Genomic DNA, 25,385 nt, shown 5'->3' with positions numbered 1-25,385 from the left:
TGCCGTGTCAGTGGATGCGCATTATAGGGAGTTAATTTTTTCTGGCAAGGGTTTATTTTAAATTAATTACTGACTGGTGAACTTTCACCCCGATCGGTGTATAAACCTGCACAGTGTGTCTGTTTAGTGGTCATTTACCGGTTTTATTCGCGGAGTTAAACACAATAACGACCAATACAGACAGGTTCAGGGAATGCGCAGCGTCTTATTTTGTATGCTGTTCTTTAAATATAACACCGGGTAAAAGCGTCGCCGTAAGAGGGAAAACTCATATTTCCCCTGCCGGTATCAGTGAAAGAGCAATAATGGAGTTTCTGTTATGTCCGTTAATCCGTTACGTCAATACCAGGGATATTCACCACAAACCGGCGCAGACGTTATGATCGATCCCTCCAGCGTTGTGACAGGCAATGTCATTATTGGTGATGATGTCAGTATCTGGCCACTGGTTGTGATACGGGGTGATGTAAATAAGATAGCTATCGGTAAACGCAGTAATATTCAGGATGGCAGTGTTTTGCATGTCAGCCACTGTTCCATAAATAATCCGCAAGGTCACCCACTGATAATTGGCGATGATGTTACTGTCGGACATAAAGCTATGCTACATGGCTGCACTATCGGGAATCGGGTACTGGTCGGAATGGGTTCAATTTTGCTGGATGGTGCATATATAGAAGAAGATGTCATGATCGGGGCAGGGAGTCTGGTTCCGCCAGGCAAACGACTGGCAAGCGGCTACCTGTATCTGGGAAGCCCCGTAAAGCAAATTCGTCGTCTGACAGACGACGAAAAGCAGGGGCTGTTGTATTCCGCAGCAAACTACGTTAAATGGAAAAATAACTATCTGTCCGAAGATAACCAGAACCAGCCATAATCATCGTCAGTACCGGCGATTATCCGCGATTCCATATCATCTTCGATGTCCCAGCGATGCTGACGGAACAGCTTAAGTGGCTGACCTTCACCAAATCTATGGCGAAGGTCAGCAGCGGTGATAGCACAGTGAAGCTGCATCCCCTGATATAAAGCAGGAAAACATACGGCCTGTCTGACCTCATCCCACTCTTCACGGTCCGGGAATTGTAATGCCTGATTCATGGCTGTAATGCTTCTTTCACAGCGTCGATCACGGGTTTGATATCGGGCATGACACCGTGCCATAACATAAATGAATGTGCTGCCTGTGCCACCAGCATCCCTATCCCATCAGCACATACCCCCGCCCCTTGCTGTGCCGCAAGGCTCAGAAAAGGAGTATTACCCTGCTGGTAGAACATATCGTAACACTGCGTCGTGCTGCTGAAGACTGTGTCGGGAAGTCGGGGAACTTCGCCCTTTACCCCGCTGGATGTTGCATTAATAATCAGATCATAGCCGTGCTGCAGCGAGTTATGTTCACTGGCAATAATCGTTCCTGCATGACCGTAAGTTTCGACCAGCGTTTCTGCTCTGGAAAGAGTGCGGTTAGTTATAGTTATCCTGCAACCGAATGCAAGCAATGGCAGAATCACGCCCCTCGCCGCCCCGCCAGCGCCCACCAGCAGAATATGCGAGTCGGGAGTAATCATCTGTAATCGTTGCAGGTCGCTAAGCAAACCTATGCCATCGGTATTATCACCCAGCAGTTTTCCATCAGGCAGTTTCTTTAATGTATTAACCGCTTTTGATAATGCGGCACGTTCTGTCAGTTCGTCCGCCATGGCACAGGCTTCCTGCTTGAAAGGTAAAGTGACATTTGCTCCCTTCCCTCCCTCACTGAAAAAGACACTGGCTGTCGATACAAACTGATCAACAGGTGCACATATCCGTCCGTAGCTATGCGGGACTCCTGTCTGTGCGGCAAACAGCTGATGGATAAAAGGCGATTTACTGTGATTAACCGGATTTCCAAAAACAACAAAATCGTCCATGCGTTACCCCTGCCGGATAAGTTCACCGGTAATAACATTCCGGATTTCTGAAGGATTGTCACGCCCGCCGGTCACATCATTTAATACGGGGAAATCCGTACCAAACTGTTCCGCCACTTCCCGGACATTCCGGCAGGGTTCCTGACCGGATAAGTTCGCACTGGTAGAAACCAGTGGTTTACCAAAAGCCAGGCATAGCTGCTGCACACCGGGATGGTCACTGACCCTTACAGCCAGTGAATCAAAACGTCCTCTGAGCCAGCCCGGAGCTGTTGAAGGAACCACAAATGTCACCGGCCCCGGCCAGTGAGAAAACATTCGTTCTCGTTGTTCTGTCGTCAGTCGTTCATCACTTATATAAGGAAACAGTTGTTGATAGTTCGCGGCAATAAGGATCAATCCTTTTTCTGCAGGGCGTTTTTTTAACGCCAGCAAAGCCATTACCGCCTGCTCACTGTCCGGATCACATCCCAGACCGAATACTGCTTCGGTCGGGTAGGCGATAACCTCATTGTTATGTAATTGCTCAACACAATATTGCAAAGAATCTGAAACTGAATCAGTCGACATAATGGACGCTATTTTTCCTGGTTATCTTCGGCGACGGGCTTGCCGCACACTTTACTGGCACAAATTAAACGTACGCCTTTAGCTGTCTTCTTTTCTGTTAACAAAGGAAAATGACATGCAGGGCATTCTCCGGCGACCGGCCGGGTATTCACGACAAACTGGCAATCAGGGTAACGGCTACAGGCGTGGAAATATTTACCGTAACGGGAACGACGCTGAACCAGTTCACCCTGCTGGCACTGTGGACAGGAAATTCCGGTATCATCCGGCTGGTCGATAGTTTCGCTATGTGTGCAGTCCGGGTAATGGCTGCAGCAAATAAACATCCCGTAGCGTCCCTGACGCAGCGCTTTATCTGCGCCGCACTCAGGGCAAGGAATGCCTTCAAGAATTTTAATAACGTGACCATCACTCCGCGGTCCCAGCGGACGGATATAATCACATTCAGGATAAGCCGAACATCCGGTAAAAGGGCCGTGCTTACCAGAACGAATCACTAATTCAGCCCCGCAGACGGGGCAATTTTCCTGATGGTGCACAGCAAACAGTGCTGTTTTAGTCATAATTTCACTACACAGAAGATATTATCAGTGGAGAATACTGTCATTAGCATCGAAAAGTAACTCTTCCATTTGCTGATACGCATCTTCACATCCCGGAATATTAAACAATACCATCAGGACCACCCACTTCAGGTCATCAAGTTCAAATTCCCGGGTATCCAGAGCGGTTACCCGCTCAATAACCATTTCACGGGTTTCAAGATTCAGTACCCGGATCTGCTCCAGGAACAGCAAAAATCCGCGACAGTCTGCATCAAGCTTCTGACACTCTTCAGGTGTATAAATACGCATCGACAGCGGATCGCACGCCATCCGGATAGGCTCGATCAGCCCTTCCTGATAATCAGCCAGTTTCTCCAGCCAGCTCAGGGCATTGGCAATATCGTCCTGCTCAAAGCCCGCGTCAGTAAGATCATCCGTCAGCTTCCCCTGGTCAACCTGCGTGTCAGTCCCGGTATGAATATAAGTCTCAAACAAGTACATAAGTACGTCGAACATGGCATGCCCTCCTTAAACGGACATAGCCGCCGGGTACAGCTGCGATCCATCCTGCTAACTCCAGTTCTAATAACGCAGTGGCGATAACTGGCACAGGTTGGCCGGCACGTTCAGCGACGACGTCAACAGGTGTAACCTCATCATCTACGTTAGCCAACACACCAGCAAATGGCAATGGAACAGTGTCATACTCTGATGAATTTATTTGTTCAACCGCAGAAAACAGCAAAGAATGATAACCGGTTTGTAAATCTTCCAGCACATCATTCGGGTGGGTCACCAGTAACGCCCCCTGCTGGATAAGCCAGTGCGTTCCTTCGCTTTCAGGTTTAGCCAGCGCACCGGGCAAGGCATACAGGTTACGGTTTTGTTCTAACGCATAACGGGCCGTAATTAATGATCCACTTTTCAGCACAGCTTCTGTCACCAGCACCCCCAGGCTCAGGCCACTGATTATCCGGTTACGCCGGGGAAAGTTCCCGGGGTGTGGTGCTGCCGTCAGAGGAAATTCAGAAACTATTGCTCCGCCCTGCAGGATGATGTCACGGCTAAGCTGCCAGTGCTGGCGCGGATAGATATTCATTAACCCGCTGCCCAGCACTGCTACCGTTTTCCCGTCGGAGGCTAAAGCAGCACGATGGGCTATGCTGTCAACTCCCAGTGCGAGTCCGCTGGTCAGTGTCAGCCCGCTCAGAGATAAGGCCCGGGAAAAGCATTCAGTCCAGTGCTGACCGTATCTGGTACATTGCCGGCTGCCAACAATTGCCAGCTGAGGTGAAGAAAGTACTGCCGGATCGCCTTCGACAAACAGACACAACGGCCCTCCTGTTGTCTCTGCCAGTAAATGCGGATATCTGGTATCAGAAAAGCACACCAGATGATGATTTTCAGTATCAAGCCATTTTCGGGTCAGTGTAAGCCCGGTTTCACTGACACTAAAAAACTGCTGGCATTGTTGTGGTGTCAGAAGGAGTGACTGCAGAAAAGCTTCAGTTATTACCGGCTGATCTTCAAGCTGATAAATGACTGCCAGCCTGGCTGTATGCTTCAGGCCCCGGACCGCAGCAAGGCGTAACCATTTCTCTGTTCTATCCATCCGGCGATCCCTCTGACAGACGCTTTATCCCTGCGGCAATACTGTCAATCACCTGATGAAACGTCTACAATATAAGGCAGTCAATTAAAATATCATGAATAAATATCCGGAAATTTATGTCAGTCTTACAGGTATTACATTTCCCTGACGAGCGACTCCGTACAGTTGCTGCGCCAGTAAAAGAAGTAAATAAAGATATTCAGCGCATTGTCGACGACATGTTCGAGACTATGTATGCCGAAGAAGGTATCGGTCTGGCTGCAACTCAGGTCGATATCCATCAGCGCATTATTGTGATTGATGTTTCCGAGAACCGGGAGCAACAGCTGGTACTGATAAACCCTGAATTACTGGAAAAAAGTGGCGAAACCGGAATTGAGGAAGGTTGTCTTTCCATTCCTGAACAACGCGCACTGGTACCCAGGGCTGAACGGGTGAAGATCCGTGCCCTGAACCGTGACGGTGAATCCTACGAGCTGGAAACCGATGGCCTGCTGGCAATCTGCATTCAGCATGAAATGGATCATCTGATGGGTAAATTATTTGTCGATTATCTGTCGCCGCTGAAACGTCAGCGTATCCGTCAGAAACTGGAAAAACTTGCCCGGCAAACGTCCAGGGCGTCCTGAAACCCGCATAAGGGGTGATTGTGTCCGATTCGTTAAAAATCATTTTTGCCGGCACACCTGATTTTGCAGCGCGTCATCTTGACGCGCTGTTTGCATCTGAACATCAGATCGTCGGTGTCTTTACTCAGCCAGACCGCCCTGCCGGCCGCGGTAAAAAGTTAGTTGCCAGCCCGGTGAAAGCCCTGGCGGAATCTCATCAGGTTCCCGTTTTCCAGCCAGCGTCCTTACGTCAGCAGGAAAATCAGCAATTAATCGCCGGCCTGGATGCCGACATCATGGTGGTTGTCGCGTATGGCTTGTTATTACCACAGGCGGTTCTCGATATGCCACGTCTGGGATGTATTAATGTTCACGGTTCATTACTGCCGCGCTGGCGTGGTGCTGCGCCTATCCAGCGTGCACTCTGGGCTGGAGATCAGCATACAGGTATAACCATCATGCAGATGGATATCGGCCTGGATACCGGTGACATGTTACTCAGGCTTAATTGCCCGATAACCCCGCAGGATACCAGTGCTTCGCTGTATGATTCGCTGGCACAACTGGGCCCGCAAGGGATGCTGCAAACCCTGCAACAGCTTGCCAACGGAACTGCTGTCGCGGAAAAGCAGGATGATTCCCTGGCAACCTATGCAAGTAAACTCAGTAAAGAAGAAGCCAGACTGGACTGGAATCTGTCCGCCAAACAGCTGGAAAGGTGTATCCGGGCCTTTAATCCCTGGCCGGTGAGTTACTTTATGGTTGATGAACAACCGGTCAAAGTATGGCTGGCCACGGTACTTCCCCATCAGGACGTACAGCCAGGGACAATCGTACAGTCTGACAAACAGGGTATACAAGTCGCCACTGCAGAAGGTGTACTGCAACTGGAAATCCTGCAGCCCGCGGGTAAAAAAGCGATGCCAGCCAAAGATCTGCTTAACTCACGTCAGGAATGGTTCACTTCTGGTACTGTCCTGGCCTGAGGACACGAAACCTGCCGGCAACGCCGGCCCGTTGAAGATATCTCATGAAAAAAACAACAAACCTGCGCAGTCTGGCAGCACGGCTGATTGAGCAGGTGGTCGATAAAGGCCAGTCACTGGGTACCATATTGCCTGCGGCACAAAAGGGGCTCAGTGATAAAGACAGTGCACTGTTACAGGAAATCTGTTTCGGTATCGCCCGGACGCTGCCACAGTTAGATGCCCTGATTGGTAAGCTAATGGAACGGCCAATGACCGGTAAACAACGGACGATACACTACCTGCTGATGGTCGGTATTTATCAGATGCTGTATACCCGTATCCCGCCCCATGCCATCCTCGCAGAAACCGTTGAAGGTGCTGTGGTTCTCAAAAGACAGAGCCTGAAAGGACTGATAAACGTGGTCTTACGTCAGTTTCAGCGCCGTCAGACAGAACTACTGGAAGAATTAACCGGACAAAGTGTCAATCTGCTGCATCCTTCATGGTTAATTAAACGGCTAAAAACCAGCTGGCCAGCACAATGGCAGCAGATTATCGATGCTAACAATCAGCGCCCGCCGATGTGGCTCAGAGTTAACCGCCAGCATCATTCACGTGATCAATGGCTGAAGTTACTGGCTGCGGAAGGAATGACTGGCTTTAGCGACGATTTATCTGTCGATGGCGTCCGGCTGGAAAAACCCGCAGCAGTACATCAGTTACCCGGATTTTCTGCAGGATGGGTGACGGTACAGGACTTATCAGCACAACGTTGTGCGCAATATCTGGCCCCGCAGGATAACGAAGATATCCTCGATCTGTGTGCAGCCCCGGGCGGTAAGACAACGCATATTCTCGAGATAGCGCCGGATGCCAGGGTTTTGGCTGTCGATGTTGATGAACAACGTTTGAGCCGCGTCACTGAAAATCTTGCACGGCTGCAAATGCAAGCCGAAGTAAAACAGGGGGACGGAAGAACCCCGGCAGACTGGTGCGGTGAACGTCAATTTGACCGTATTTTACTGGATGCCCCCTGCTCTGCTACCGGTGTTATTCGCCGTCACCCGGATATAAAGTGGCTGCGCCGCGACAGTGATATTGATGAGCTGGCGACATTACAGGCGCAAATACTGGACGCTGTATGGCCACACCTGAAAGCCGGCGGAACACTGGTTTATGCAACCTGCTCCGTACTGCCGCAGGAAAACCATTTACAGATAGCTGCCTTTCTGCAACGCCATCCTGAAGCACAGCCTGTTTCACTGCCGGGTGGTGATATTAATGGTTTACAGGTGTTCCCACAGCAGGATGGCGGTGATGGTTTTTTCTACGCTAAACTGATCAAAACCGCATAACCCATAAGAGTGAAACGACGATGAAAATTATTATCCTTGGCGCCGGGCAGGTCGGCGGAACACTGGCAGAAAATCTGGTGGGGGAAAATAACGATATCACTGTTGTGGATACTGACCCGGGAAGACTGCGCCAGCTGCAGGATAAATTCGATTTACGTGTAGTCACTGGCCAGGCATCCCATCCCAGGGTCTTACGGGAGGCAGGGGCTGAAGATACAGATATGCTGGTTGCCGTAACCAGTTCAGATGAAACCAATATGGTCGCCTGCCAGATAGCGTATTCATTATTTAATACTCCCAACCGGATCGCGCGGATCCGGGCGGCGGAATATCTGCGTGATAATGATAAATTATTTATCCCTGAGGCGATCCCTATTGATCATCTTATTTCTCCTGAGCAATTGGTGATCGATAGCATATACCGCCTGATCCAATATCCGGGCGCACTGCAGGTGGTTAACTTCGCTGAAGGCAAAGTCAGCCTTGCGGTAGTCAAAGCCTATTACGGCGGACCACTGATTGGCAATCCGCTATCAGTGATGCGGGAACATATGCCACATATCGAAAGCCGGGTTGCTGCTATTTTTCGCCAGGATCGGCCTATCCGTCCTCAGGGTTCAACTATCATTGAAGCGGGTGATGAAGTGTTCTTCATTACGGCCAATCAGCATATCCGTGCAGTGATGAGTGAAATGCAGCGGCTGGAAAAACCTTATAAACGGATCATGCTGGTCGGTGGCGGTAATATCGGCTTCGGGCTGGCACAGCAACTGGAAAAACAATACAGCGTTAAGCTGATTGAACGAAATGCTGAACGTGCGGCAGAACTGGCTGAACTGCTGAATGATACTATCGTCTTCTATGGTGATGCATCGGACCAGGAGTTACTCGCAGAAGAACATATCGATCAGATCGATCTGTTTATTGCGGTCACCAATGATGATGAAGCTAATATCATGTCCGCCATGCTGGCTAAAAAAATGGGTGCCAAAAAAGCCATGGTTCTGATCCAGCGACGTGCTTACGTCGACCTGGTGCAGGGAAGCGTCATTGATATTGCGATTTCTCCGCAACAAGCCACTATCTCTGCACTGCTCGGGCATGTCCGGAAAGCAGATATTGTCGGCGTTTCTTCCCTGCGGCGTGGTATTGCTGAAGCCATCGAAGCTATCGCACATGGTGATGAAACTACCTCACGGGTCGTTGGCCGTATGATCAGTGAGATAAAATTGCCACCGGCGACCATTATCGGCGCCGTAGTCCGTGGTGAGGAAGTAATGATAGCGAATGATAATGTCCGTATCGAACAAGGTGACCATGTCATTATGTTCCTGACTGACAAAAAATTTGTGCCTGATGTCGAGAAACTATTCCAGCCGAGTCCGTTTTTTCTCTAACCAGAATATCAGCCAGCAGCCGCCAGCTGCTGGCCGTATCTTCGGGGATGCAGATAACCAGGATACGGATGTGATGTCACCGCAAGGAAGCCCGGCCAGCAACACGTCAGATCATCAAGCTGCGTAAAAGAGTTTTATGGCAAATATGGAAAAATAAGCACTAATTAACTAATATCATAGTTAACGTAAACAGAACTACTTAGTTTTAGATCAGGGGATAATATGAGTTTTTTCAAAGAATTTCGCGATTTTGCCATGCGTGGAAATGTTGTTGACCTTGCTGTCGGTGTCATCATCGGTGCAGCCTTCGGTAAAATTGTCTCTTCACTGGTCGCGAATATTATTATGCCGCCATTGGGGCTGCTGATTGGCGGAGTCGATTTCAGTCAATTCAAGTGGGTACTGAAAGCCGCCGATGGTACGACGCCAGCGGTTGTCATGGGATATGGTGTTTTTCTGCAATCTGTTTTTGATTTTGTGATTGTTGCGTTTGCGATTTTTATCGCGATAAAAATGATGAACAAACTGTATAAAAAAGCAGAACCTGCAGCAAAAGGACCGAGTGCTGAACAAGTCTTGCTGACAGAAATCCGTGATTTATTAAAAGAAAAAAAATAATTACCGGCTAAAAGTAAGCCGTTATATCAATGATATAGCGGCTTTTTTTTATTAAAAAAAAGAGAGTAATGAAAAATATTTTTTTCATTACTCTCTCCGCACTGACGGTTATCCCTGGTTTTACGCCGGTAACTTCCTTTTCCTTTTTTATTGTTCTCTCTTCTCTGCCTGAACAGAGGATCATAAAGCAATGCCTGCAGTGCATTATCAGCAATAACACCTTTGCGATGTCGATAGGTACTCATATCTTTTCCTTTATTCAGTTTTGCCCTTTAAATTCCGGATAATAGTATCGCCATAGTGACGATCATAAAGAAATTCTGTGCTCAGACCTGCCTGATGTAGTTTCAACTCCAGCAGACGCAGCTGTTTATGATATTCAGCGGCCTGATGATCATCAGGATCCAGGTGTTGCAAAAGATCTGCCAGTTCAAGAGCTTCGCGCCTTGCTTCCAGCTCAGGAGGCAGATAACCCGAATTCTTTAATAACCGGTAAGCGGTACGTAATTCCTGAGGAATCTGGCTGTCATCATCAAGCTGAAGTGGTTTACCTTCGCCGCTAAGCCCGGAAAGCTCCCCCTTATTCAGTGCTGCCTGAATATGCCGTTCCGCCAGTTGGTCAATCAGCCACATGAAACATCTCCCGTGTCGTCTCTGATATCACAGTTTTGCACTTCACTTTTGTTCAGACAATAAAAAACCCGCCGTAGCGGGTCTTTTAATTTCTGCAAATTACTCTGCAGTTGCTTCTGCCTGAACTTCCGGACGATCAATCAGCTCGATGTATGCCATCGGAGCGTTGTCTCCAGCGCGGAAGCCACACTTCAGAATACGAGTGTAACCACCTGCACGGCTCGCGAAACGCGGGCCCAGTTCATTAAACAGTTTTGCAACGATCTCGTTATCACGAGTACGTGCGAATGCCAGACGACGATTAGCTACGTTGTCGGTCTTGGCAAGAGTAATCAGCGGCTCAACTACACGACGCAGCTCTTTGGCTTTCGGCAGAGTCGTCTTGATGATCTCATGACGAACCAATGAACCAGCCATGTTACGGAACATAGCCTGGCGATGGCTGCTGTTACGGTTCAGTTGACGACCACTCTTACGATGGCGCATGACCTTATCCTTCTCAGTGAAACCTTAACCTGTGATCCGGTTACTCATCAGCAATGCTTGCCGGTGGCCAGTTTTCCAGGCGCATGCCCAGTGACAGTCCACGCGAAGCCAGCACGTCTTTGATCTCGGTAAGAGATTTTTTCCCAAGGTTAGGCGTCTTAAGAAGCTCAACCTCAGTACGTTGTACCAGATCACCGATGTAGTGGATAGCTTCTGCCTTAAGGCAGTTAGCAGAGCGGACAGTCAATTCCAGATCGTCAACAGGGCGCAGCAAGATCGGATCGAATTCTGGTTTCTCTTCTTTAACTTCTGGCTGACGTACATCACGTAAGTCAACAAAAGCGTCCAGTTGTTCTGCCAGGATGGTTGCCGCACGACGAATCGCCTCTTCAGGATCGATTGTGCCGTTGGTTTCCATTTCGATGACCAGCTTGTCCAGGTCGGTACGTTGCTCAACACGAGCTGCTTCAACATTGTAGGCAATACGATCTACAGGGCTGTAGCAAGCATCGACTAATAAACGACCAATCGGGCGCTCATCTTCTTCCGAATGAATTCGGGCAGAAGCCGGCACATAACCACGACCACGCTGAATTTTGATACGCATACTAACAGAAGCGTTTTCATCAGTCAGGTGGCAAATTACATGCTGTGGCTTGACGATTTCGACATCACCATCATGGGTGATATCGGCTGCAGTCACAGGGCCAATGCCAGATTTATTCAGGGTCAGAATGACTTCATCTTTACCCTGAACTCTCACCGCCAGCCCTTTCAGGTTGAGCAGGATTTCCAGGATATCTTCCTGTACTCCCTCTTTGGTGCTGTACTCATGAAGTACACCATCAATTTCAACCTCGGTCACCGCGCAACCCGGCATGGAAGAAAGCAGAATACGGCGCAGTGCATTACCCAGAGTATGGCCAAAGCCACGCTCTAAAGGCTCAAGGGTCACCTTGGCGTGCGTCGAACTCACTTGCTCGATATCTACCAGGCGCGGTTTTAGAAACTCTGTCACAGAACCCTGCATTGTGTCCTCTCTTTGGTACTCAAGCTTTATTTAGAGTAAAGCTCGATGATCAGGTGCTCGTTAATGTCCGCAGACAGATCTGTACGTTCAGGCTGACGCTTGAACACACCTTCCATCTTCGCTGCATCAACTTCAAGCCAGGTTGGCTTTTCACGCTGTTCAGCCAGCTCCAGAGCGGCTTTCACGCGAGATTGCTTTTTGGCTTTCTCACGGATGCTGACAACATCATTCGGAGAAACCTGATAAGAAGCGATGTTAACAACGCGGCCATTTACCATAACAGCTTTATGGCTAACCAGCTGACGTGCTTCAGCACGAGTGGCACCAAAGCCCATACGATAAACTACGTTATCCAGACGGCCTTCCAGCAGAACCAGCAGGTTTTCACCTGTGTTGCCTTTCAGACGAGCTGCTTCTTTATAATAGTTACGGAATTGACGCTCCAGAACACCGTAGATACGACGAACTTTCTGCTTCTCACGTAACTGACCGCCGTAATCAGACAGACGCGGTTTACGCGCACCATGCTGACCAGGGGCTTGTTCAATCTTACACTTGGTATCGATCGCGCGAACACCAGACTTAAGGAATAAGTCAGTGCCCTCACGACGGCTCAGCTTGAGCTTAGGACCCAAATATCTTGCCATTTTCTTTCTCCAACTTACCTAAAAAACGGGGCGTTATACGCGACGTTTTTTCGGCGGACGACAACCGTTGTGAGGGATCGGAGTCACATCAGTAATATTAGTGATGCGGAAACCAGCGGCGTTCAGAGCACGAATAGTTGATTCGCGACCCGGACCCGGACCCTTAACCATAACTTCCAGATTCTTAATACCGTAATCTTTCACAGCTTCTGCGCAGCGCTCTGCAGCAACCTGAGCAGCGAACGGCGTAGATTTACGAGAACCACGGAAACCGGAACCACCGGCAGTTGCCCAACCCAGTGCGTTACCCTGACGATCAGTAATGGTAACGATGGTGTTGTTAAAAGACGCATGGACATGAGCCACGCCATCTGAGACTTGTTTTCTTACACGCTTACGTGCACGAACTGGTGCCTTTGCCATTATTTACCCACCCCGATTATTTCTTGATCGGTTTGCGCGGACCCTTACGGGTACGTGCATTGGTCTTGGTACGCTGACCGCGAACCGGAAGACCACGACGATGACGCAAACCACGGTAGCAACCAAGGTCCATAAGACGCTTGATGCTCAGGGTAACTTCACGACGCAGATCACCTTCAACAACGAATTTGCCAACTGCTTCACGCAGTTGTTCAATCTGTTCTTCAGACAGCTCACTGATCTTAACATCTTCAGCAATACCCGTAGAGGCACAAATCGCCTTAGAACGGGTTTTACCGATACCGAAGATCGCAGTTAATGCGATAACGGTGTGTTTATGATCAGGAATGTTAATGCCTGCTATACGGGCCACTATGCACTCCTATTACTTATTAACTGCGTTCCATTCCGAAAAGCCCGTTTTCAGGATACTCAAATGGGAACGCATTAACATACAAAAGATTGGCTGGCTAATCTAGCCAGCTCAACCCGACTTTGCAAGAAAAATATGCGAAAAAATCAGCCCTGGCGCTGTTTATGCTTAGGCTCGGCACTGCAAATCACACGTACAACACCGTCGCGACGGATGATTTTGCAGTTACGACATAATTTCTTGACGGAAGCACGAACTTTCATTTTTACTCTCCGTAACTTCTCAAGCTCCTGAATTAACGGCCTTGGCCTTTCAGGTTTGCTTTCTTCAATGCAGACTCATACTGACTCGACATCATCAGAGTTTGCACTTGAGCCATAAAGTCCATGATGACGACAACTACAATCAGCAGTGAAGTACCGCCGAAGTAGAAGGGGACATTCATCGCCTCACGCATGAACTCCGGGATCAGACAGATAAAAGTAATATACAAAGCGCCAACCAGAGTTAAACGCGTCATTACCTTATCGATATACCTGGCCGTTTGCTCTCCCGGACGAATTCCCGGTACGAATGCACCAGACTTCTTCAGGTTATCTGCTGTTTCACGTGGGTTGAAAACCAACGCCGTGTAGAAGAAACAGAAGAAGATGATTGCAGTCGCATAGAGTAGCACATAAAGCGGCTGACCTGGCTGTAAATACATCGAAATAGTTGTCAGCCAGTTCCAACCGGTACCGCCCCCGAACCAGGACGCAATTGTCGCCGGAAACAGGATGATGCTGGAAGCAAAAATAGCCGGAATAACGCCTGCCATATTTACTTTCAACGGTAAATGTGTGCTCTGTGCAGCGTATACACGACGACCTTGTTGACGTTTAGCGTAGTTTACCACAATGCGGCGTTGACCACGTTCAACGAAAATAACAAAGAAAGTCACTGCAAATACAAGAACTGCAACCAACAGCAACAGGAGGAAGTTCAGGTCACCTTGCCGCGCTTGCTCGATAGTGTGGCCTACGGCCTGCGGTAAACCCGCAACAATACCGGCAAAAATAATGATCGAAATACCGTTACCGATACCTCGTTCAGTAATCTGCTCACCCAGCCACATCAGGAACATTGTCCCGGTCACCAGGCTCACAACAGCAGTAAAGTAGAATGCAAAGCCCGGATTCATCACCAGGCCTTGCATACCAGGCATATTCGGCAGACCGGTGGCAATGCCCACGGCCTGGAATATTGCCAACACTAACGTACCGTAGCGGGTATACTGGCTTATCTTACGACGTCCAGCCTCCCCTTCTTTCTTTATTTCCGCTAACGCCGGATGAACCACCGTCAGCAGCTGGATAATAATCGATGCCGAAATATACGGCATAATACCCAGAGCAAAGATCGAAGCACGGCTCAGAGCACCACCAGAGAACATGTTAAACATTTCAATGATGGTGCCACGCTGTTGTTCAAGCAGTTTGGCAAGGACTGTGGCATCAATACCAGGGATTGGAATAAAAGAGCCAATACGGAAGACAATCAGTGCACCTATTACAAACAGAAGTCTGCGCTTTAGTTCACCGATACCGCCCTTGGCACTTTGAAAATCTAATCCTGGTTGTTTAGCCATCAGCTCACTTATTCCTCAATTTTACCGCCAGCAGCTTCGATTGCGGCACGAGCACCTTTGGTGACACGCAGACCACGAACCGTTACCGGAGCAGAAACTTCGCCAGACAGGATAACTTTCGCGAATTCAATCTGAATTCCGATAATGTTAGCTGCTTTCAGCGTGTTCAGGTCAACAATACCGCCTTCTACTTTCGCCAGGTCAGACAGACGAACTTCGGCTGTAACCATTGCTTTGCGAGAAGTAAAGCCAAATTTTGGCAGACGACGGTATAAAGGCATCTGGCCACCCTCGAAACCGCGACGTACGCCACCACCAGAACGTGAGTTCTGACCTTTGTGACCACGACCACCGGTTTTTCCGAGACCGGAACCAATACCACGACCCAAACGTTTGGAAGCGTGCTTAGACCCTTCGGCCGGAGACAGAGTATTTAAACGCATCTCTTACTCCTCCACTTTAACCATGTAGGAAACCGCGTTAACCATACCGCGAACCGCAGGAGTATCCTCACGTTCTACAGTATGACCAATGCGACGCAGACCCAGGCCAAGCAGTGTTGCCTTATGTTTAGGCAGACGACCGATTGCACTACGGGTTTGAGTAATCTTAATAGTCTTTGCCATGATAATTACCCCAGAATTTCTTCGACGGTTTTACCACGCTTAGCAGCGACCATCTCAGGAGAATTCATATTGCTCAGGCCATCAATAGTTGCACGAACCACGTTGATCGGGTTAGTAGAACCATAGGTTTTAGCCAGAACGTTATGAATCCCGGCGACTTCCAGAACCGCACGCATTGCACCACCGGCAATGATACCCGTACCTTCTGAAGCCGGCTGCATGAATACGCGAGAACCTGTGTGAACACCTTTAACCGGGTGTTGCAGGGTACCGTTATTCAGCGCGACATTTACCATGTTGCGACGGGCTTTTTCCATCGCTTTCTGGATAGCTGCTGGAACTTCACGCGCTTTACCGTAACCAAAACCAACGCGACCATTACCATCACCAACAACAGTCAGAGCTGTGAAGGAGAAGATACGACCACCTTTAACGGTTTTAGATACACGGTTAACCGCGATCAGTTTTTCCTGCAGTTCGCCAGCTTGTTTCTCGATGTGTGACATCTTAGACCTCTACCTTAGAACTGAAGGCCAGCTTCACGGGCAGCATCTGCCAGTGCCTGGACACGACCATGATATTGGAAACCAGAACGGTCGAAAGAAACGGTAGTGATACCTTTCTCGACAGCACGTTCAGCGATAGCTTTACCAACAGCAATGGCAGCATCTTTGTTTCCAGTGTACTTCAGTTGTTCAGTGATAGCTTTTTCTACAGTAGAAGCAGCAACCAGAACTTCGGAACCGTTCGGAGCGATTACCTGTGCGTAAATATGACGCGGGGTACGATGTACCACCAGGCGAGTAGCACCCAGCTCTTTGAGCTTGCGACGTGCACGGGTCGCACGACGGATACGAGCAGATTTCTTATCCATAGTGTTACCTTACTTCTTCTTAGCCTCTTTGGTACGCACGACTTCGTCGGCGTAACGGACACCCTTGCCTTTATAAGGCTCAGGACGACGGTAGGCGCGCAAGTCAGCTGCTACCTGGCCGATCACCTGCTTATCAGCGCCTTTCAGCACGATTTCAGTCTGAATCGGACATTCAGCAGTGATTCCTGCAGGCAGCTGATGTTCCACAGGGTGAGAAAAGCCCAGGGACAGGTTAACTGCATTGCCTTTAACAGCCGCACGATAACCAACACCAACCAGCTGCAGCTTCTTGGTGAAGCCTTCGGTAACACCGATAACCATTGAGTTCAGCAATGCACGAGCAGTACCTGCCTGTGCCCAGCCGTCAGCAAAGCCTTCGCGTGGCGCGAAAGTCAGTGCGTTGTCAGCCTGCTTAACTTCAACCGCTTTATTGATAGTACGAGCCAGCTCGCCGTTTTTACCTTTGATCGAAATTTCCTGACCGTTGAGTTTTACCTCTACGCCCGCAGGAATAACGACAGGTGCTTTAGCAACACGAGACATTCTATCCTCCGATTACGCTACGTAGCAGATAATTTCGCCGCCAAGACCAGCCTGGCGCGCTGCACGATCAGTCATAACACCTTTTGAAGTAGAAACAACTGCGATACCCATCCCTGCCATGATTTTTGGCAGTTCGTCTTTGCCTTTATAAATGCGCAGACCTGGACGGCTTACTCGCTGAATGCTTTCTACTACTGCCTTGCCCTGGAAATACTTAAGAGTTAATTCCAGTTCAGGCTTAGCGTCGCCTTCGATTTTAAATTCTTCAATGTAACCTTCTTCCTTCAGCACGTTGGCAATTGCCACTTTCAGCTTGGAGGAAGGCATGGTGACCGCAACTTTGTTCGCGGCCTGACCGTTACGGATACGGGTCAGCATATCCGCGATCGGATCTTGCATGCTCATCAGTCTTTACTCCCGTGATTCAATTGGTGACAATTACCAGCTAGCCTTTTTCAAGCCAGGTACTTCACCGCGCATAGCGGCTTCACGTAACTTGATGCGGCTCAACCCGAACTTACCTACATAGCCATGTGGACGGCCAGTTTGGCGGCAGCGGTTACGCTGACGGGACGGGCTGGAATCACGCGGCAGAGCCTGAAGCTTAAGAACAGCATTCCAACGATCTTCGTCAGAAGCGTTCACATCAGAGATGATCGCTTTCAGTTCAGTGCGTTTCGCGAAGAACTTGTCTGCTAGTTTTACACGCTTAACTTCGCGTGCTTTCATAGATTGCTTAGCCATGAATTTACCCTACCTTACTTGCGGAATGGGAAGTCAAAGGCTGCCAGCAGAGCACGGCCTTCATCATCAGATTTCGCAGTAGTGGTAATGGTAATATCCAAACCACGGACGCGATCGACTTTATCGTAGTCGATTTCTGGGAAGATGATCTGCTCACGGACACCCATGCTGTAGTTACCACGACCGTCGAAAGACTTCGCAGATAAACCACGGAAGTCACGGATACGAGGTACAGCAATGATGATCAGGCGCTCAAGAAACTCCCACATACGTTCGCCACGCAGGGTAACTTTACAGCCGATCGGATAGCCCTGACGGATTTTGAAGCCTGCAACTGATTTGCGTGCTTTGGTGACCAGCGGTTTTTGACCGGAGATTGCTGCCAGGTCTGCTGCTGCATTATCCAGCAGTTTCTTGTCAGCGATCGCTTCACCCACACCCATGTTCAGGGTAATCTTCTCGACCCGAGGGACTTGCATGACTGAATTGTAGTTAAACTCAGTCATGAGTTTCTTAACTACTTCGTCTTTGTAGTAATCATGCAGTTTCGCCATCGTACTACTCCAAATTACTTGATAGTTTCGCTGTTAGACTTGAAGAAACGGACTTTTTTACCGTCTTCGAATCTAAAGCCTACACGGTCAGCCTTGCCGGATGCCGCATTGAAAATTGCAACGTTAGAAACCTGAATTGCAGCTTCTTTTTCAACGATGCCACCTGGCTGGTTCAGGGCCGGAACCGGCTTCTGATGTTTCTTAACCAGGTTGATACCTTCAATGATGACTTTGCCGGAAGACAAAACATTTTTTACTTTACCGCGTTTACCTTTATCTTTGCCGGTAAGCACGATAACTTCGTCGTTAAGACGGATTTTCGCTGCCATGATTCGCTCCTTAGAGTACTTCAGGTGCCAGAGAGATAATTTTCATGAACTTTTCAGTACGAAGTTCACGAGTTACCGGCCCAAAAATACGCGTTCCGACGGGTTGCTCGCTGTTATTGTTTAAAATAACGCATGCATTACCATCGAAGCGAATGACAGAACCGTCAGGGCGACGAACACCCTTCCTGGTGCGCACCACTACCGCCTTCAGGACGTCACCTTTCTTAACTTTACCACGAGGAATTGCTTCCTTGATGGTAACTTTAATAATGTCGCCAACGCCTGCGTAGCGACGGTGCGAGCCACCCAGAACCTTGATACACATTACGCGACGTGCACCGGAGTTGTCGGCGACGTTCAGCATAGTCTGTTCTTGGATCATTTTAGTGCTCCGCTAATGTCAACTACTACTTCGGGACCTAACTTTCAGGTCGATTAAAAGCCCCATTATCGAGGGCGCGGCATTATAACACCGGTTCTCGTAGATGGGTAGAAAAAATGAACGACTCAGACGAGTCGTTCATCTATTTTTCACAGAAAAGAGATTCTATTACAGAACCGCTTTTTCCACAACGCGTACAAGCGTCCAGGACTTAGTCTTGGACAGTGGACGGCATTCGCGGATAATTACCACGTCACCAGTGCCACATTCATTGTTCTCGTCATGGATGTGCAGCTTAGTCGTACGCTTAATGAATTTACCGTAAATCGGGTGTTTCACGAAACGTTCGATAGCGACAACCGCAGATTTCTGCATTTTGTCACTAACAACACGACCTTGCAGAGTACGGATTTTATCGGTCATTACGCACCCGCCTTCTCAGTCAGTAAAGTCTTAACGCGTGCAACATCACGGCGAACTTGCTTCAGCAGATGGGTCTGCTGCAGCTGTCCGGATGCTGCCTGCATGCGCAGGTTAAACTGCTCACGCAACAGGTTAAGCAGCTCAGTGTTCAGCTCTTCAACACTTTTTTCACGCAGCTCAGTTGCTTTCATTACATCACCGTCTTAGTTACAAAGGTGGTTTTGATAGGCAGTTTTGCTGCTGCCAGCTTGAATGCCTCACGGGCCAGCTCTTCTGATACACCGTCCATTTCATACAGGACTTTACCAGGCTGGATCAGGGCAACCCAATACTCTACGTTACCCTTACCTTTACCCATACGAACTTCAAGCGGCTTCTCAGTAATTGGTTTGTCCGGGAATACACGGATCCAAATTTTACCTTGACGCTTAACTGCACGGGTCATAGCACGACGTGCTGCTTCGATCTGACGGGCAGTCAGACGACCACGGCCAACAGCTTTCAGACCGAAAGTACCGAAGCTAATATCCGTACCAGCAGCCAGACCGCGGTTACGGCCTTTATGCACTTTACGGAATTTTGTACGCTTTGGTTGTAACATCAGCGACTCTCCTTACTTACGGCCTTTACGCTGCTGCTTTTTAGGTTGCGCAGCCGGTTTTTCCGGTTGTTCAACAGCAGCCATACCACCCAGGATCTCACCTTTGAAGATCCATACCTTAACGCCGATTACACCATAAGTGGTGTGCGCTTCAGAGGTGTTGTAATCGATATCCGCACGCAGTGTGTGCAACGGAACACGACCTTCACGGTACCATTCGGTACGCGCGATTTCAGCACCGCCAAGACGGCCGCTTACTTCAACTTTGATACCTTTAGCGCCCAGACGCATTGCGTTCTGTACAGCACGCTTCATCGCACGACGGAACATAACGCGACGTTCCAGCTGTGAAGTGATGCTGTCAGCAACCAATTTAGCGTCCAGTTCCGGTTTACGGACTTCGGCGATATTGATTTGCGCAGGAACGCCAGCGATTTTCGCGACGACGTTACGCAGTTTTTCTACGTCTTCACCTTTCTTACCGATAACGATACCAGGGCGAGCAGTGTGAATAGTCACACGGATGCTTTTAGCCGGACGCTCGATAACGATACGAGATACAGACGCTTTTGCCAGTTCTTTGTTCAGGAACTGACGTACTTTAAAATCGCTGTCCAGGTTGTCAGCGAATTCGTTGGTATTTGCGAACCAGGTAGAGTTCCAGGGTTTTACAATACCCAGACGAATACCATTAGGATGTACTTTCTGACCCATTGCTAGTCTCCAGAGTCTCAGCGATCGGACACAACCACAGTAATGTGGCTGGTGCGCTTCAGGATGCGATCTGCACGACCTTTAGCACGCGGCATAATACGCTTCATGCTAGGGCCTTCGTCGACGAAAATTTTCGCGACTTTCAGATCGTCGATGTCAGCGCCATCGTTGTGTTCGGCGTTAGCAATGGCAGATTCCAGGACTTTCTTAACCAGTAAGGCTGCTTTCTTATTGGTATAGGTCAGGATATCCAGAGCCTGCGACACTTTCTTACCGCGTACAAGATCCGCAACCAGGCGAACCTTCTGAGCAGAAGAACGAGCATGGCGATGTTTAGCGATAGTTTCCATCTCTTCCTCCTACCTTATTTCTTCTTGGCTTTTTTATCAGCCGCGTGACCGCGATAAGTACGAGTCGGCGCAAATTCACCCAGCTTGTGACCGACCATTTCGTCGGAAACAAAGACAGGTACATGCTGACGACCATTATGGACAGCGATGGTCAAACCGATCATGTTTGGAAAGATCGTTGAACGACGGGACCAGGTGCGCAGGGGCTTCTTGTCACCGCTTTCCACCGCTTTCTCTACCTTCTTCAGCAAGTGCAGGTCAATAAAAGGACCTTTCTTGAGAGAACGTGGCATGGTTTATCCTCTAAAATTATTTGCTACGGCGACGTACGATGAATTTATCAGTACGCTTGTTGCTGCGGGTCTTCTTACCTTTGGTCTGAACGCCCCACGGAGTTACCGGGTGCTTACCAAAGTTACGACCTTCACCACCACCGTGCGGGTGATCGACTGGGTTCATCGCAGTACCGCGAACGGTAGGACGAACACCACGCCAGCGAGTTGCACCTGCTTTACCCAGAACGCGCAGCATATGCTCAGCGTTACCGACTTCGCCCAGTGTTGCGCGGCAGTCAGCTTCGACTTTACGCATTTCACCTGAACGCAGACGCAGGGTGACGTAGGAACCATCACGTGCAACGATCTGCACGTAAGTACCAGCAGAGCGAGCAATCTGACCGCCTTTGCCTGGTTTCATTTCTACGTTATGTACAGTTGAACCTACCGGGATGTTACGCATCGGCAGGGTGTTACCTGCTTTAATCGCAGCATCAACGCCAGACTGAATCTGGTCGCCAGCTTTTAAACCTTTTGGAGCCAGGATATAACGGCGTTCACCATCTTTGTACAGAACCAGTGCAATATTTGCAGAGCGGTTCGGATCGTACTCAAGACGTTCAACGATAGCCGGGATACCATCTTTGTTGCGTTTGAAGTCAACAATACGGTAAGCCTGCTTATGACCACCACCGATATGACGGGTAGTGATACGACCGTTATTATTACGGCCACCGCTTTTGCTGTTTTTTTCCAGCAGCGGAGCAAAAGGTTTGCCCTTGTGCAGCTCAGGGTTCACCACTTTAACTACGTGGCGACGACCCGGAGATGTCGGTTTACATTTAACAATTGCCATTGTTTCTCTCCTCCGACTTACTCTGCGCCGCCGACGAAGTCCAGATTCTGGCCTTCTTTCAGGGTGACGTAAGCTTTTTTCCAGTCGCTACGACGACCAACACGCTGTCCGTGACGCTTAACTTTCCCTTTAACAACCAGGGTGTTTACGTCTTTAACTTCAACTTCGAACAGCTTTTCTACGGCAGCAACGATCTCTGCTTTGGTCGCATCTTTTGCAACTTTGAGAACGATGGTATTTGTTTTTTCCATCGCAGCAGATGCTTTTTCAGAAACGTGCGGCGCGCGCACGACTTTCAGCAGACGTTCTTCACGGATCATGCCAGCATCTCCTCAACTTGCTTAACTGCATCAGCAGTCATAACGACTTTGTCGAAGGCGATCAGGCTAACTGGGTCAATGCCCGCTGCATCACGTACGTCAACCTTGAACAGGTTACGTGCAGCCAGGAACAGATTTTCATCCAGTTCACCGGTGATGATCAGCACATCTTCCAGAGCCATGTCTTTCAGTTTCTGAGCCAGCAGCTTAGTTTTAGGCGCTTCTACAGAGAACTGTTCAACAACGATCAAACGTTCCTGACGTACCAGTTCAGACAGAATGCTTTTCAGCGCTCCGCGGTACATCTTTTTGTTAACTTTTTGACTGTGGTCCTGAGGCCGTGCAGCAAAAGTCACACCACCTGAACGCCAGATTGGGCTCTTCGCAGAACCTGCACGAGCGCGGCCGGTGCCTTTCTGGCGCCATGGTTTTTTACCAGAGCCAGTGACTTCTGCGCGAGTTTTCTGCGCACGGCTACCCTGACGGGCGCCTGCTGCATAAGCAACAACAACCTGGTGAACCAGCGCTTCGTTGAAATCACGACCGAAGGTAGTTTCGGAAACAGTCAGCGCGCTCTGCGCGTCTTTCAATACTAATTCCATTGCTATCCCCTTACGCCTTCACAGCTGGTTTAACAATCAGGTCGCTTCCGGTAGCACCGGGAACTGCACCTTTAACCAGCAGCAGGTTGCGCTCGGCATCAACGCGAACGACTTCCAGGCTCTGAACGGTTACACGTTCGTTACCCAGGTGACCTGCCATTTTCTTGCCTTTAAACACTTTGCCCGGAGTCTGGTTCTGACCGATAGAACCCGGTACGCGGTGTGACAAGGAGTTACCGTGGGTAGCGTCCTGGGTACGGAAGTTCCAGCGCTTAACGGTACCTGCGAAACCTTTACCTTTAGAGGTGCCAGTTACGTCTACTTTTTTAACTTCAGCGAAGATATCAACACTGATGCTCTGGCCAACGGTATATTCTTCACCTTCGGTGCGGAATTCCCACAGACCACGGCCAGCTTCTACGCCAGCTTTAGCAAAATGACCTGCTTCAGGTTTAGCTACACGGCTTGCTTTTTTAGCACCGGTAGTCACCTGAATAGCCTGGTAACCATCGTTCTCCAGGCCTTTGACCTGAGTAACGCGGTTTGCTTCAACTTCGATTACGGTTACAGGGATAGAAACGCCATCTTCAGTGAAGATACGGGTCATTCCCACTTTCTTACCGACTAATCCAATCATTGTATCAACCTCTTAATCGCTCGAAACCTGATTAGCCCAGGCTGATCTGCACATCAACACCGGCAGCCAGATCCAGACGCATCAGAGCATCAACGGTCTTTTCAGTTGGCTCAACGATGTCAACCAGACGTTTGTGAGTGCGAATTTCGTACTGATCGCGCGCATCTTTGTTAACGTGCGGAGAAATCAGAACGGTAAAGCGCTCTTTACGAGTCGGCAGCGGGATTGGACCACGGACCTGCGCACCAGTGCGCTTGGCAGTCTCAACGATTTCCGCGGTTGATTGATCGATCAGACGATGATCAAACGCTTTAAGACGGATACGGATTCTTTGGTTCTGCATGAGACCAGAGCTCCAAACATTTTATAAACAAAAATAATTACTCCTCACACCCATTACGATTGATGGGGGAGTGTAATCGTTCAGCATATAACTCCCCAATCGGGAGTATTGTCAGGCAACACAAATCGCGTGCCTGCGATTCTGCTCGAATCGCGCTGCTAATTTCAGCAAGCCCGCGCATTATACGTATATTCTGGCGATTAGCAAGGGGTGATGCGTTTCTGAACAGTATAAATGCGAATTTAGCTGCGCTTATAGATTATCAGCCGTAATTTTCATCACTAACATCAGAAGCCCCCTGCAGAACAGATTAATCGGGTTATCGCCCCTCCGTGCTTGTCAGACAGAATTATGGAATGATGCATCACCGGCCTGAGATTATGTTACTGCTGTTCGCTTTTTTATTCGGGACTATCGCTGGCAGCTTTTGCGGGCTGGTCAGCGATCGCTACCGGCCATGGATGTCATTTCGCCGGCAATGCCGCATAATCTGCAGCCCGTACTCTGAGTGCGCTGTCTGTCACCACCGGCTTCGCTGGTTTGAACTGTTACCGGTGATCAGCTTTCTGGTATTACGGAGCCGCTGCCGCTATTGCCGTCATCCCCTGCCGCCCCGCTTGCTGCTGTTCGAGGCCGGCGGCGGGATAGCCGGTATTATTGCCGGTCTTGCACTGCCGGATATTCTCCCATGGTTCGCTGCTGTTATCTTCAGTGCGTTGCTGTCCATCCTTGCTGACATTGACAGACGCTACCTGCTGCTCCCCGATAGTCTGGTCTTTACAGTGCTATGCAGTGGATTACTGTTTGCTGCCTGTTTTCCGGCCCTGTCTCTCGACGCAAGGATAGCCGGCATCTGTGCCGGTTATAGCTCCCTGCTGATCATCAATTATCTCTATCGTTACTGGCGGAATACAGAGGGTATTGGCGGCGGAGATATGAAACTGCTGGCAGCTCTCGGTGCGTGGTGTGGCTGGCAGGCGTTAGCGGGCATCATTGTGGTTGCTACCCTGCTGGCTCTGTCCACCCTGTGCTGTCAGGGGAGACTCAGGGTCAGTCTGCAGAAAAATACCCCGCTGCCTCTGGGTTTTTATCTGGCAATTGCGGGATGGGGATGGTTTATTGTCAGCGCAGCCTTTAACTATTCGCCTGTGCTTTAATTTGTATCCGGAGATCATTCTGTATCCCTGCCCTGCTGATCACATGCGGGCATGCTGTACTGATTCATTACAGCCGGTTTATTGCCACGTAGTTTATATATTCCGGCTAAATAACAGAAACGAAAAAGGGCGCCGAAGCGCCCTTTCTGACTGATGAAGCTAAACTATCAACAATTAAGCGATAACTTTAGCAACAACACCAGCACCTACAGTACGACCACCTTCACGGATTGCGAAACGCAGACCGTCA

The 25,385-nt window shown here is 49.3% G+C and carries 43 protein-coding genes and 1 pseudogene; 7 read left to right on the top strand and 37 right to left on the bottom strand.

Features of this window, described 5'->3' with window-relative positions; translation table 11 throughout:
- The first annotated feature begins 319 nt into the window (after positions 1 to 319).
- Positions 320 to 877, top strand: a complete 558-nt coding sequence (locus tag JK211_RS15180) for a gamma carbonic anhydrase family protein (RefSeq protein WP_212709494.1) — start codon at positions 320 to 322, stop codon at positions 875 to 877.
- On the opposite strand, the gene JK211_RS15175 is transcribed toward JK211_RS15180, so the two are convergent.
- Genes JK211_RS15175 through dprA form a run of 6 tightly spaced genes read right to left on the bottom strand, consistent with a single transcriptional unit; the run spans position 844 to position 4,640 of the window.
- The gene (locus JK211_RS15175; protein ID WP_212709493.1) at positions 844 to 1,101 is read right to left on the bottom strand and encodes a DUF1488 domain-containing protein; all 258 of its coding nucleotides are present in this window, start codon (positions 1,099 to 1,101) and stop codon (positions 844 to 846) included. The genes JK211_RS15180 and JK211_RS15175 overlap by 34 nt on opposite strands.
- Positions 1,098 to 1,913: a shikimate dehydrogenase gene (gene aroE, locus JK211_RS15170; RefSeq protein ID WP_212709492.1), complete on the bottom strand. Its 816-nt coding sequence runs from the start codon at positions 1,911 to 1,913 to the stop codon at positions 1,098 to 1,100. Before aroE ends, JK211_RS15175 begins: the two co-directional genes overlap by 4 nt.
- 3 nt (positions 1,914 to 1,916) lie before the next feature.
- The gene (gene tsaC, locus JK211_RS15165; RefSeq protein WP_212709491.1) at positions 1,917 to 2,483 is read right to left on the bottom strand and encodes an L-threonylcarbamoyladenylate synthase type 1 TsaC; all 567 of its coding nucleotides are present in this window, start codon (positions 2,481 to 2,483) and stop codon (positions 1,917 to 1,919) included.
- Positions 2,484 to 2,491: 8 nt separating this feature from the next.
- A complete protein-coding gene (locus tag JK211_RS15160; RefSeq protein WP_212709490.1) occupies positions 2,492 to 3,046 on the bottom strand; it encodes a topoisomerase DNA-binding C4 zinc finger domain-containing protein in 555 nt (184 codons plus the stop codon).
- A 24-nt stretch (positions 3,047 to 3,070) separates the two neighbouring features.
- Positions 3,071 to 3,544 carry a DUF494 family protein Smg gene (gene smg / locus JK211_RS15155; protein ID WP_212709489.1) on the bottom strand — a complete coding sequence of 158 codons (474 nt, stop codon included), beginning with the start codon at positions 3,542 to 3,544 and terminating at the stop codon, positions 3,071 to 3,073.
- On the bottom strand, positions 3,516 to 4,640 hold the full coding sequence (gene dprA, locus JK211_RS15150) for a DNA-protecting protein DprA (protein WP_212709488.1): 1,125 nt from the start codon (positions 4,638 to 4,640) through the stop codon (positions 3,516 to 3,518). Before dprA ends, smg begins: the two co-directional genes overlap by 29 nt.
- A gap of 116 nt (positions 4,641 to 4,756) precedes the next feature.
- Here dprA and def point away from each other — a divergent pair, with 116 nt between their 5' ends.
- From def to mscL, 5 genes are all read left to right on the top strand, one after another.
- Positions 4,757 to 5,269, top strand: a complete 513-nt coding sequence (gene def, locus JK211_RS15145; protein WP_212709487.1) for a peptide deformylase — start codon at positions 4,757 to 4,759, stop codon at positions 5,267 to 5,269.
- Between the two features lie 20 nt (positions 5,270 to 5,289).
- A complete protein-coding gene (gene fmt, locus JK211_RS15140) occupies positions 5,290 to 6,234 on the top strand; it encodes a methionyl-tRNA formyltransferase (RefSeq protein ID WP_212709486.1) in 945 nt (314 codons plus the stop codon).
- A 44-nt stretch (positions 6,235 to 6,278) separates the two neighbouring features.
- Positions 6,279 to 7,571: a 16S rRNA (cytosine(967)-C(5))-methyltransferase RsmB gene (rsmB, locus tag JK211_RS15135; protein WP_212709485.1), complete on the top strand. Its 1,293-nt coding sequence runs from the start codon at positions 6,279 to 6,281 to the stop codon at positions 7,569 to 7,571.
- A gap of 20 nt (positions 7,572 to 7,591) precedes the next feature.
- Positions 7,592 to 8,968, top strand: coding sequence for a Trk system potassium transporter TrkA (gene trkA / locus JK211_RS15130; RefSeq protein ID WP_212709484.1), 1,377 nt, complete (start codon positions 7,592 to 7,594; stop codon positions 8,966 to 8,968).
- 222 nt (positions 8,969 to 9,190) lie between these two features.
- Positions 9,191 to 9,586, top strand: coding sequence for a large-conductance mechanosensitive channel protein MscL (gene mscL / locus JK211_RS15125; RefSeq protein WP_212709483.1), 396 nt, complete (start codon positions 9,191 to 9,193; stop codon positions 9,584 to 9,586).
- Between the two features lie 26 nt (positions 9,587 to 9,612).
- On the opposite strand, the gene JK211_RS15120 is transcribed toward mscL, so the two are convergent.
- From JK211_RS15120 to rpsJ, 30 genes are all read right to left on the bottom strand, one after another.
- The gene (locus JK211_RS15120) at positions 9,613 to 9,831 is read right to left on the bottom strand and encodes an alternative ribosome-rescue factor A (RefSeq protein WP_212709482.1); all 219 of its coding nucleotides are present in this window, start codon (positions 9,829 to 9,831) and stop codon (positions 9,613 to 9,615) included.
- A 10-nt stretch (positions 9,832 to 9,841) separates the two neighbouring features.
- Positions 9,842 to 10,219 carry a DnaJ family domain-containing protein gene (locus JK211_RS15115; protein WP_212709481.1) on the bottom strand — a complete coding sequence of 126 codons (378 nt, stop codon included), beginning with the start codon at positions 10,217 to 10,219 and terminating at the stop codon, positions 9,842 to 9,844.
- A gap of 99 nt (positions 10,220 to 10,318) precedes the next feature.
- Positions 10,319 to 10,705, bottom strand: coding sequence for a 50S ribosomal protein L17 (rplQ, locus tag JK211_RS15110; RefSeq protein ID WP_038016637.1), 387 nt, complete (start codon positions 10,703 to 10,705; stop codon positions 10,319 to 10,321).
- A 40-nt stretch (positions 10,706 to 10,745) separates the two neighbouring features.
- Positions 10,746 to 11,735, bottom strand: a complete 990-nt coding sequence (gene rpoA / locus JK211_RS15105; protein ID WP_038016634.1) for a DNA-directed RNA polymerase subunit alpha — start codon at positions 11,733 to 11,735, stop codon at positions 10,746 to 10,748.
- Between the two features lie 26 nt (positions 11,736 to 11,761).
- Positions 11,762 to 12,382 carry a 30S ribosomal protein S4 gene (gene rpsD / locus JK211_RS15100; RefSeq protein ID WP_212709480.1) on the bottom strand — a complete coding sequence of 207 codons (621 nt, stop codon included), beginning with the start codon at positions 12,380 to 12,382 and terminating at the stop codon, positions 11,762 to 11,764.
- A 33-nt stretch (positions 12,383 to 12,415) separates the two neighbouring features.
- Positions 12,416 to 12,805, bottom strand: coding sequence for a 30S ribosomal protein S11 (gene rpsK, locus JK211_RS15095; protein WP_004160563.1), 390 nt, complete (start codon positions 12,803 to 12,805; stop codon positions 12,416 to 12,418).
- Between the two features lie 16 nt (positions 12,806 to 12,821).
- Entirely contained in the window at positions 12,822 to 13,178 is a 357-nt protein-coding gene (gene rpsM, locus JK211_RS15090; RefSeq protein ID WP_038016625.1) for a 30S ribosomal protein S13, read from the bottom strand.
- Between the two features lie 146 nt (positions 13,179 to 13,324).
- The gene (rpmJ, locus tag JK211_RS15085; protein ID WP_004160566.1) at positions 13,325 to 13,441 is read right to left on the bottom strand and encodes a 50S ribosomal protein L36; all 117 of its coding nucleotides are present in this window, start codon (positions 13,439 to 13,441) and stop codon (positions 13,325 to 13,327) included.
- A 32-nt stretch (positions 13,442 to 13,473) separates the two neighbouring features.
- Positions 13,474 to 14,805: a preprotein translocase subunit SecY gene (gene secY, locus JK211_RS15080; protein ID WP_212709479.1), complete on the bottom strand. Its 1,332-nt coding sequence runs from the start codon at positions 14,803 to 14,805 to the stop codon at positions 13,474 to 13,476.
- A gap of 8 nt (positions 14,806 to 14,813) precedes the next feature.
- Positions 14,814 to 15,248, bottom strand: coding sequence for a 50S ribosomal protein L15 (rplO, locus tag JK211_RS15075; RefSeq protein WP_212709478.1), 435 nt, complete (start codon positions 15,246 to 15,248; stop codon positions 14,814 to 14,816).
- Positions 15,249 to 15,251: 3 nt separating this feature from the next.
- Positions 15,252 to 15,431 carry a 50S ribosomal protein L30 gene (rpmD, locus tag JK211_RS15070; protein ID WP_004846568.1) on the bottom strand — a complete coding sequence of 60 codons (180 nt, stop codon included), beginning with the start codon at positions 15,429 to 15,431 and terminating at the stop codon, positions 15,252 to 15,254.
- 5 nt (positions 15,432 to 15,436) lie between these two features.
- The gene (gene rpsE, locus JK211_RS15065; RefSeq protein WP_025902035.1) at positions 15,437 to 15,937 is read right to left on the bottom strand and encodes a 30S ribosomal protein S5; all 501 of its coding nucleotides are present in this window, start codon (positions 15,935 to 15,937) and stop codon (positions 15,437 to 15,439) included.
- 14 nt (positions 15,938 to 15,951) lie between these two features.
- Positions 15,952 to 16,305, bottom strand: coding sequence for a 50S ribosomal protein L18 (gene rplR, locus JK211_RS15060; protein ID WP_038016613.1), 354 nt, complete (start codon positions 16,303 to 16,305; stop codon positions 15,952 to 15,954).
- Positions 16,306 to 16,314: 9 nt separating this feature from the next.
- Complete coding sequence (rplF, locus tag JK211_RS15055) at positions 16,315 to 16,848, bottom strand: 50S ribosomal protein L6 (RefSeq protein ID WP_212709477.1); 534 nt, start codon at positions 16,846 to 16,848, stop codon at positions 16,315 to 16,317.
- A 12-nt stretch (positions 16,849 to 16,860) separates the two neighbouring features.
- Positions 16,861 to 17,253 carry a 30S ribosomal protein S8 gene (gene rpsH / locus JK211_RS15050; RefSeq protein ID WP_212709476.1) on the bottom strand — a complete coding sequence of 131 codons (393 nt, stop codon included), beginning with the start codon at positions 17,251 to 17,253 and terminating at the stop codon, positions 16,861 to 16,863.
- Positions 17,254 to 17,286: 33 nt separating this feature from the next.
- The gene (gene rpsN / locus JK211_RS15045; RefSeq protein WP_025902039.1) at positions 17,287 to 17,592 is read right to left on the bottom strand and encodes a 30S ribosomal protein S14; all 306 of its coding nucleotides are present in this window, start codon (positions 17,590 to 17,592) and stop codon (positions 17,287 to 17,289) included.
- Between the two features lie 14 nt (positions 17,593 to 17,606).
- The gene (gene rplE / locus JK211_RS15040; RefSeq protein ID WP_038016606.1) at positions 17,607 to 18,146 is read right to left on the bottom strand and encodes a 50S ribosomal protein L5; all 540 of its coding nucleotides are present in this window, start codon (positions 18,144 to 18,146) and stop codon (positions 17,607 to 17,609) included.
- Positions 18,147 to 18,160: 14 nt separating this feature from the next.
- Complete coding sequence (gene rplX / locus JK211_RS15035; protein ID WP_212709475.1) at positions 18,161 to 18,475, bottom strand: 50S ribosomal protein L24; 315 nt, start codon at positions 18,473 to 18,475, stop codon at positions 18,161 to 18,163.
- A gap of 10 nt (positions 18,476 to 18,485) precedes the next feature.
- Positions 18,486 to 18,857, bottom strand: a complete 372-nt coding sequence (rplN, locus tag JK211_RS15030; protein WP_025902042.1) for a 50S ribosomal protein L14 — start codon at positions 18,855 to 18,857, stop codon at positions 18,486 to 18,488.
- A gap of 168 nt (positions 18,858 to 19,025) precedes the next feature.
- Positions 19,026 to 19,280, bottom strand: coding sequence for a 30S ribosomal protein S17 (gene rpsQ, locus JK211_RS15025; protein WP_038016601.1), 255 nt, complete (start codon positions 19,278 to 19,280; stop codon positions 19,026 to 19,028).
- On the bottom strand, positions 19,280 to 19,471 hold the full coding sequence (rpmC, locus tag JK211_RS15020) for a 50S ribosomal protein L29 (protein ID WP_025902044.1): 192 nt from the start codon (positions 19,469 to 19,471) through the stop codon (positions 19,280 to 19,282). The genes rpsQ and rpmC overlap by 1 nt, the downstream gene beginning before the upstream one ends.
- Positions 19,471 to 19,881, bottom strand: coding sequence for a 50S ribosomal protein L16 (rplP, locus tag JK211_RS15015; RefSeq protein WP_025902045.1), 411 nt, complete (start codon positions 19,879 to 19,881; stop codon positions 19,471 to 19,473). Before rplP ends, rpmC begins: the two co-directional genes overlap by 1 nt.
- 12 nt (positions 19,882 to 19,893) lie before the next feature.
- Positions 19,894 to 20,595 carry a 30S ribosomal protein S3 gene (rpsC, locus tag JK211_RS15010; RefSeq protein WP_038016598.1) on the bottom strand — a complete coding sequence of 234 codons (702 nt, stop codon included), beginning with the start codon at positions 20,593 to 20,595 and terminating at the stop codon, positions 19,894 to 19,896.
- A gap of 17 nt (positions 20,596 to 20,612) precedes the next feature.
- Complete coding sequence (gene rplV, locus JK211_RS15005) at positions 20,613 to 20,945, bottom strand: 50S ribosomal protein L22 (protein WP_038016596.1); 333 nt, start codon at positions 20,943 to 20,945, stop codon at positions 20,613 to 20,615.
- Between the two features lie 14 nt (positions 20,946 to 20,959).
- A complete protein-coding gene (gene rpsS / locus JK211_RS15000; RefSeq protein WP_001138115.1) occupies positions 20,960 to 21,238 on the bottom strand; it encodes a 30S ribosomal protein S19 in 279 nt (92 codons plus the stop codon).
- A gap of 16 nt (positions 21,239 to 21,254) precedes the next feature.
- Positions 21,255 to 22,076 carry a 50S ribosomal protein L2 gene (gene rplB, locus JK211_RS14995; protein ID WP_212709474.1) on the bottom strand — a complete coding sequence of 274 codons (822 nt, stop codon included), beginning with the start codon at positions 22,074 to 22,076 and terminating at the stop codon, positions 21,255 to 21,257.
- A gap of 17 nt (positions 22,077 to 22,093) precedes the next feature.
- Positions 22,094 to 22,396, bottom strand: a complete 303-nt coding sequence (gene rplW / locus JK211_RS14990; protein ID WP_087486829.1) for a 50S ribosomal protein L23 — start codon at positions 22,394 to 22,396, stop codon at positions 22,094 to 22,096.
- Entirely contained in the window at positions 22,393 to 22,998 is a 606-nt protein-coding gene (gene rplD, locus JK211_RS14985) for a 50S ribosomal protein L4 (protein ID WP_212709473.1), read from the bottom strand. The genes rplW and rplD overlap by 4 nt, the downstream gene beginning before the upstream one ends.
- 10 nt (positions 22,999 to 23,008) lie before the next feature.
- Positions 23,009 to 23,635, bottom strand: a complete 627-nt coding sequence (rplC, locus tag JK211_RS14980; protein WP_212709472.1) for a 50S ribosomal protein L3 — start codon at positions 23,633 to 23,635, stop codon at positions 23,009 to 23,011.
- A 31-nt stretch (positions 23,636 to 23,666) separates the two neighbouring features.
- Positions 23,667 to 23,978, bottom strand: a complete 312-nt coding sequence (gene rpsJ, locus JK211_RS14975; protein WP_001181005.1) for a 30S ribosomal protein S10 — start codon at positions 23,976 to 23,978, stop codon at positions 23,667 to 23,669.
- Positions 23,979 to 24,334: 356 nt separating this feature from the next.
- Between rpsJ and JK211_RS14970 the strand changes: the two genes are divergently transcribed.
- Positions 24,335 to 25,135, top strand: coding sequence for an A24 family peptidase (locus tag JK211_RS14970; protein WP_212709471.1), 801 nt, complete (start codon positions 24,335 to 24,337; stop codon positions 25,133 to 25,135).
- A gap of 174 nt (positions 25,136 to 25,309) precedes the next feature.
- Here the strand turns inward: JK211_RS14970 and JK211_RS14965 are convergent.
- Positions 25,310 to 25,385: pseudogene (locus JK211_RS14965) on the bottom strand (elongation factor Tu); the annotation flags it as partial.

Source organism: Tatumella sp. JGM130, from assembly GCF_018257525.1.
GTDB lineage: Bacteria > Pseudomonadota > Gammaproteobacteria > Enterobacterales > Enterobacteriaceae > Tatumella > Tatumella punctata.
The sequence above is the reverse complement of the archived record's forward strand: the minus strand, read 5'-3'. Positions and strand labels throughout refer to the sequence as shown.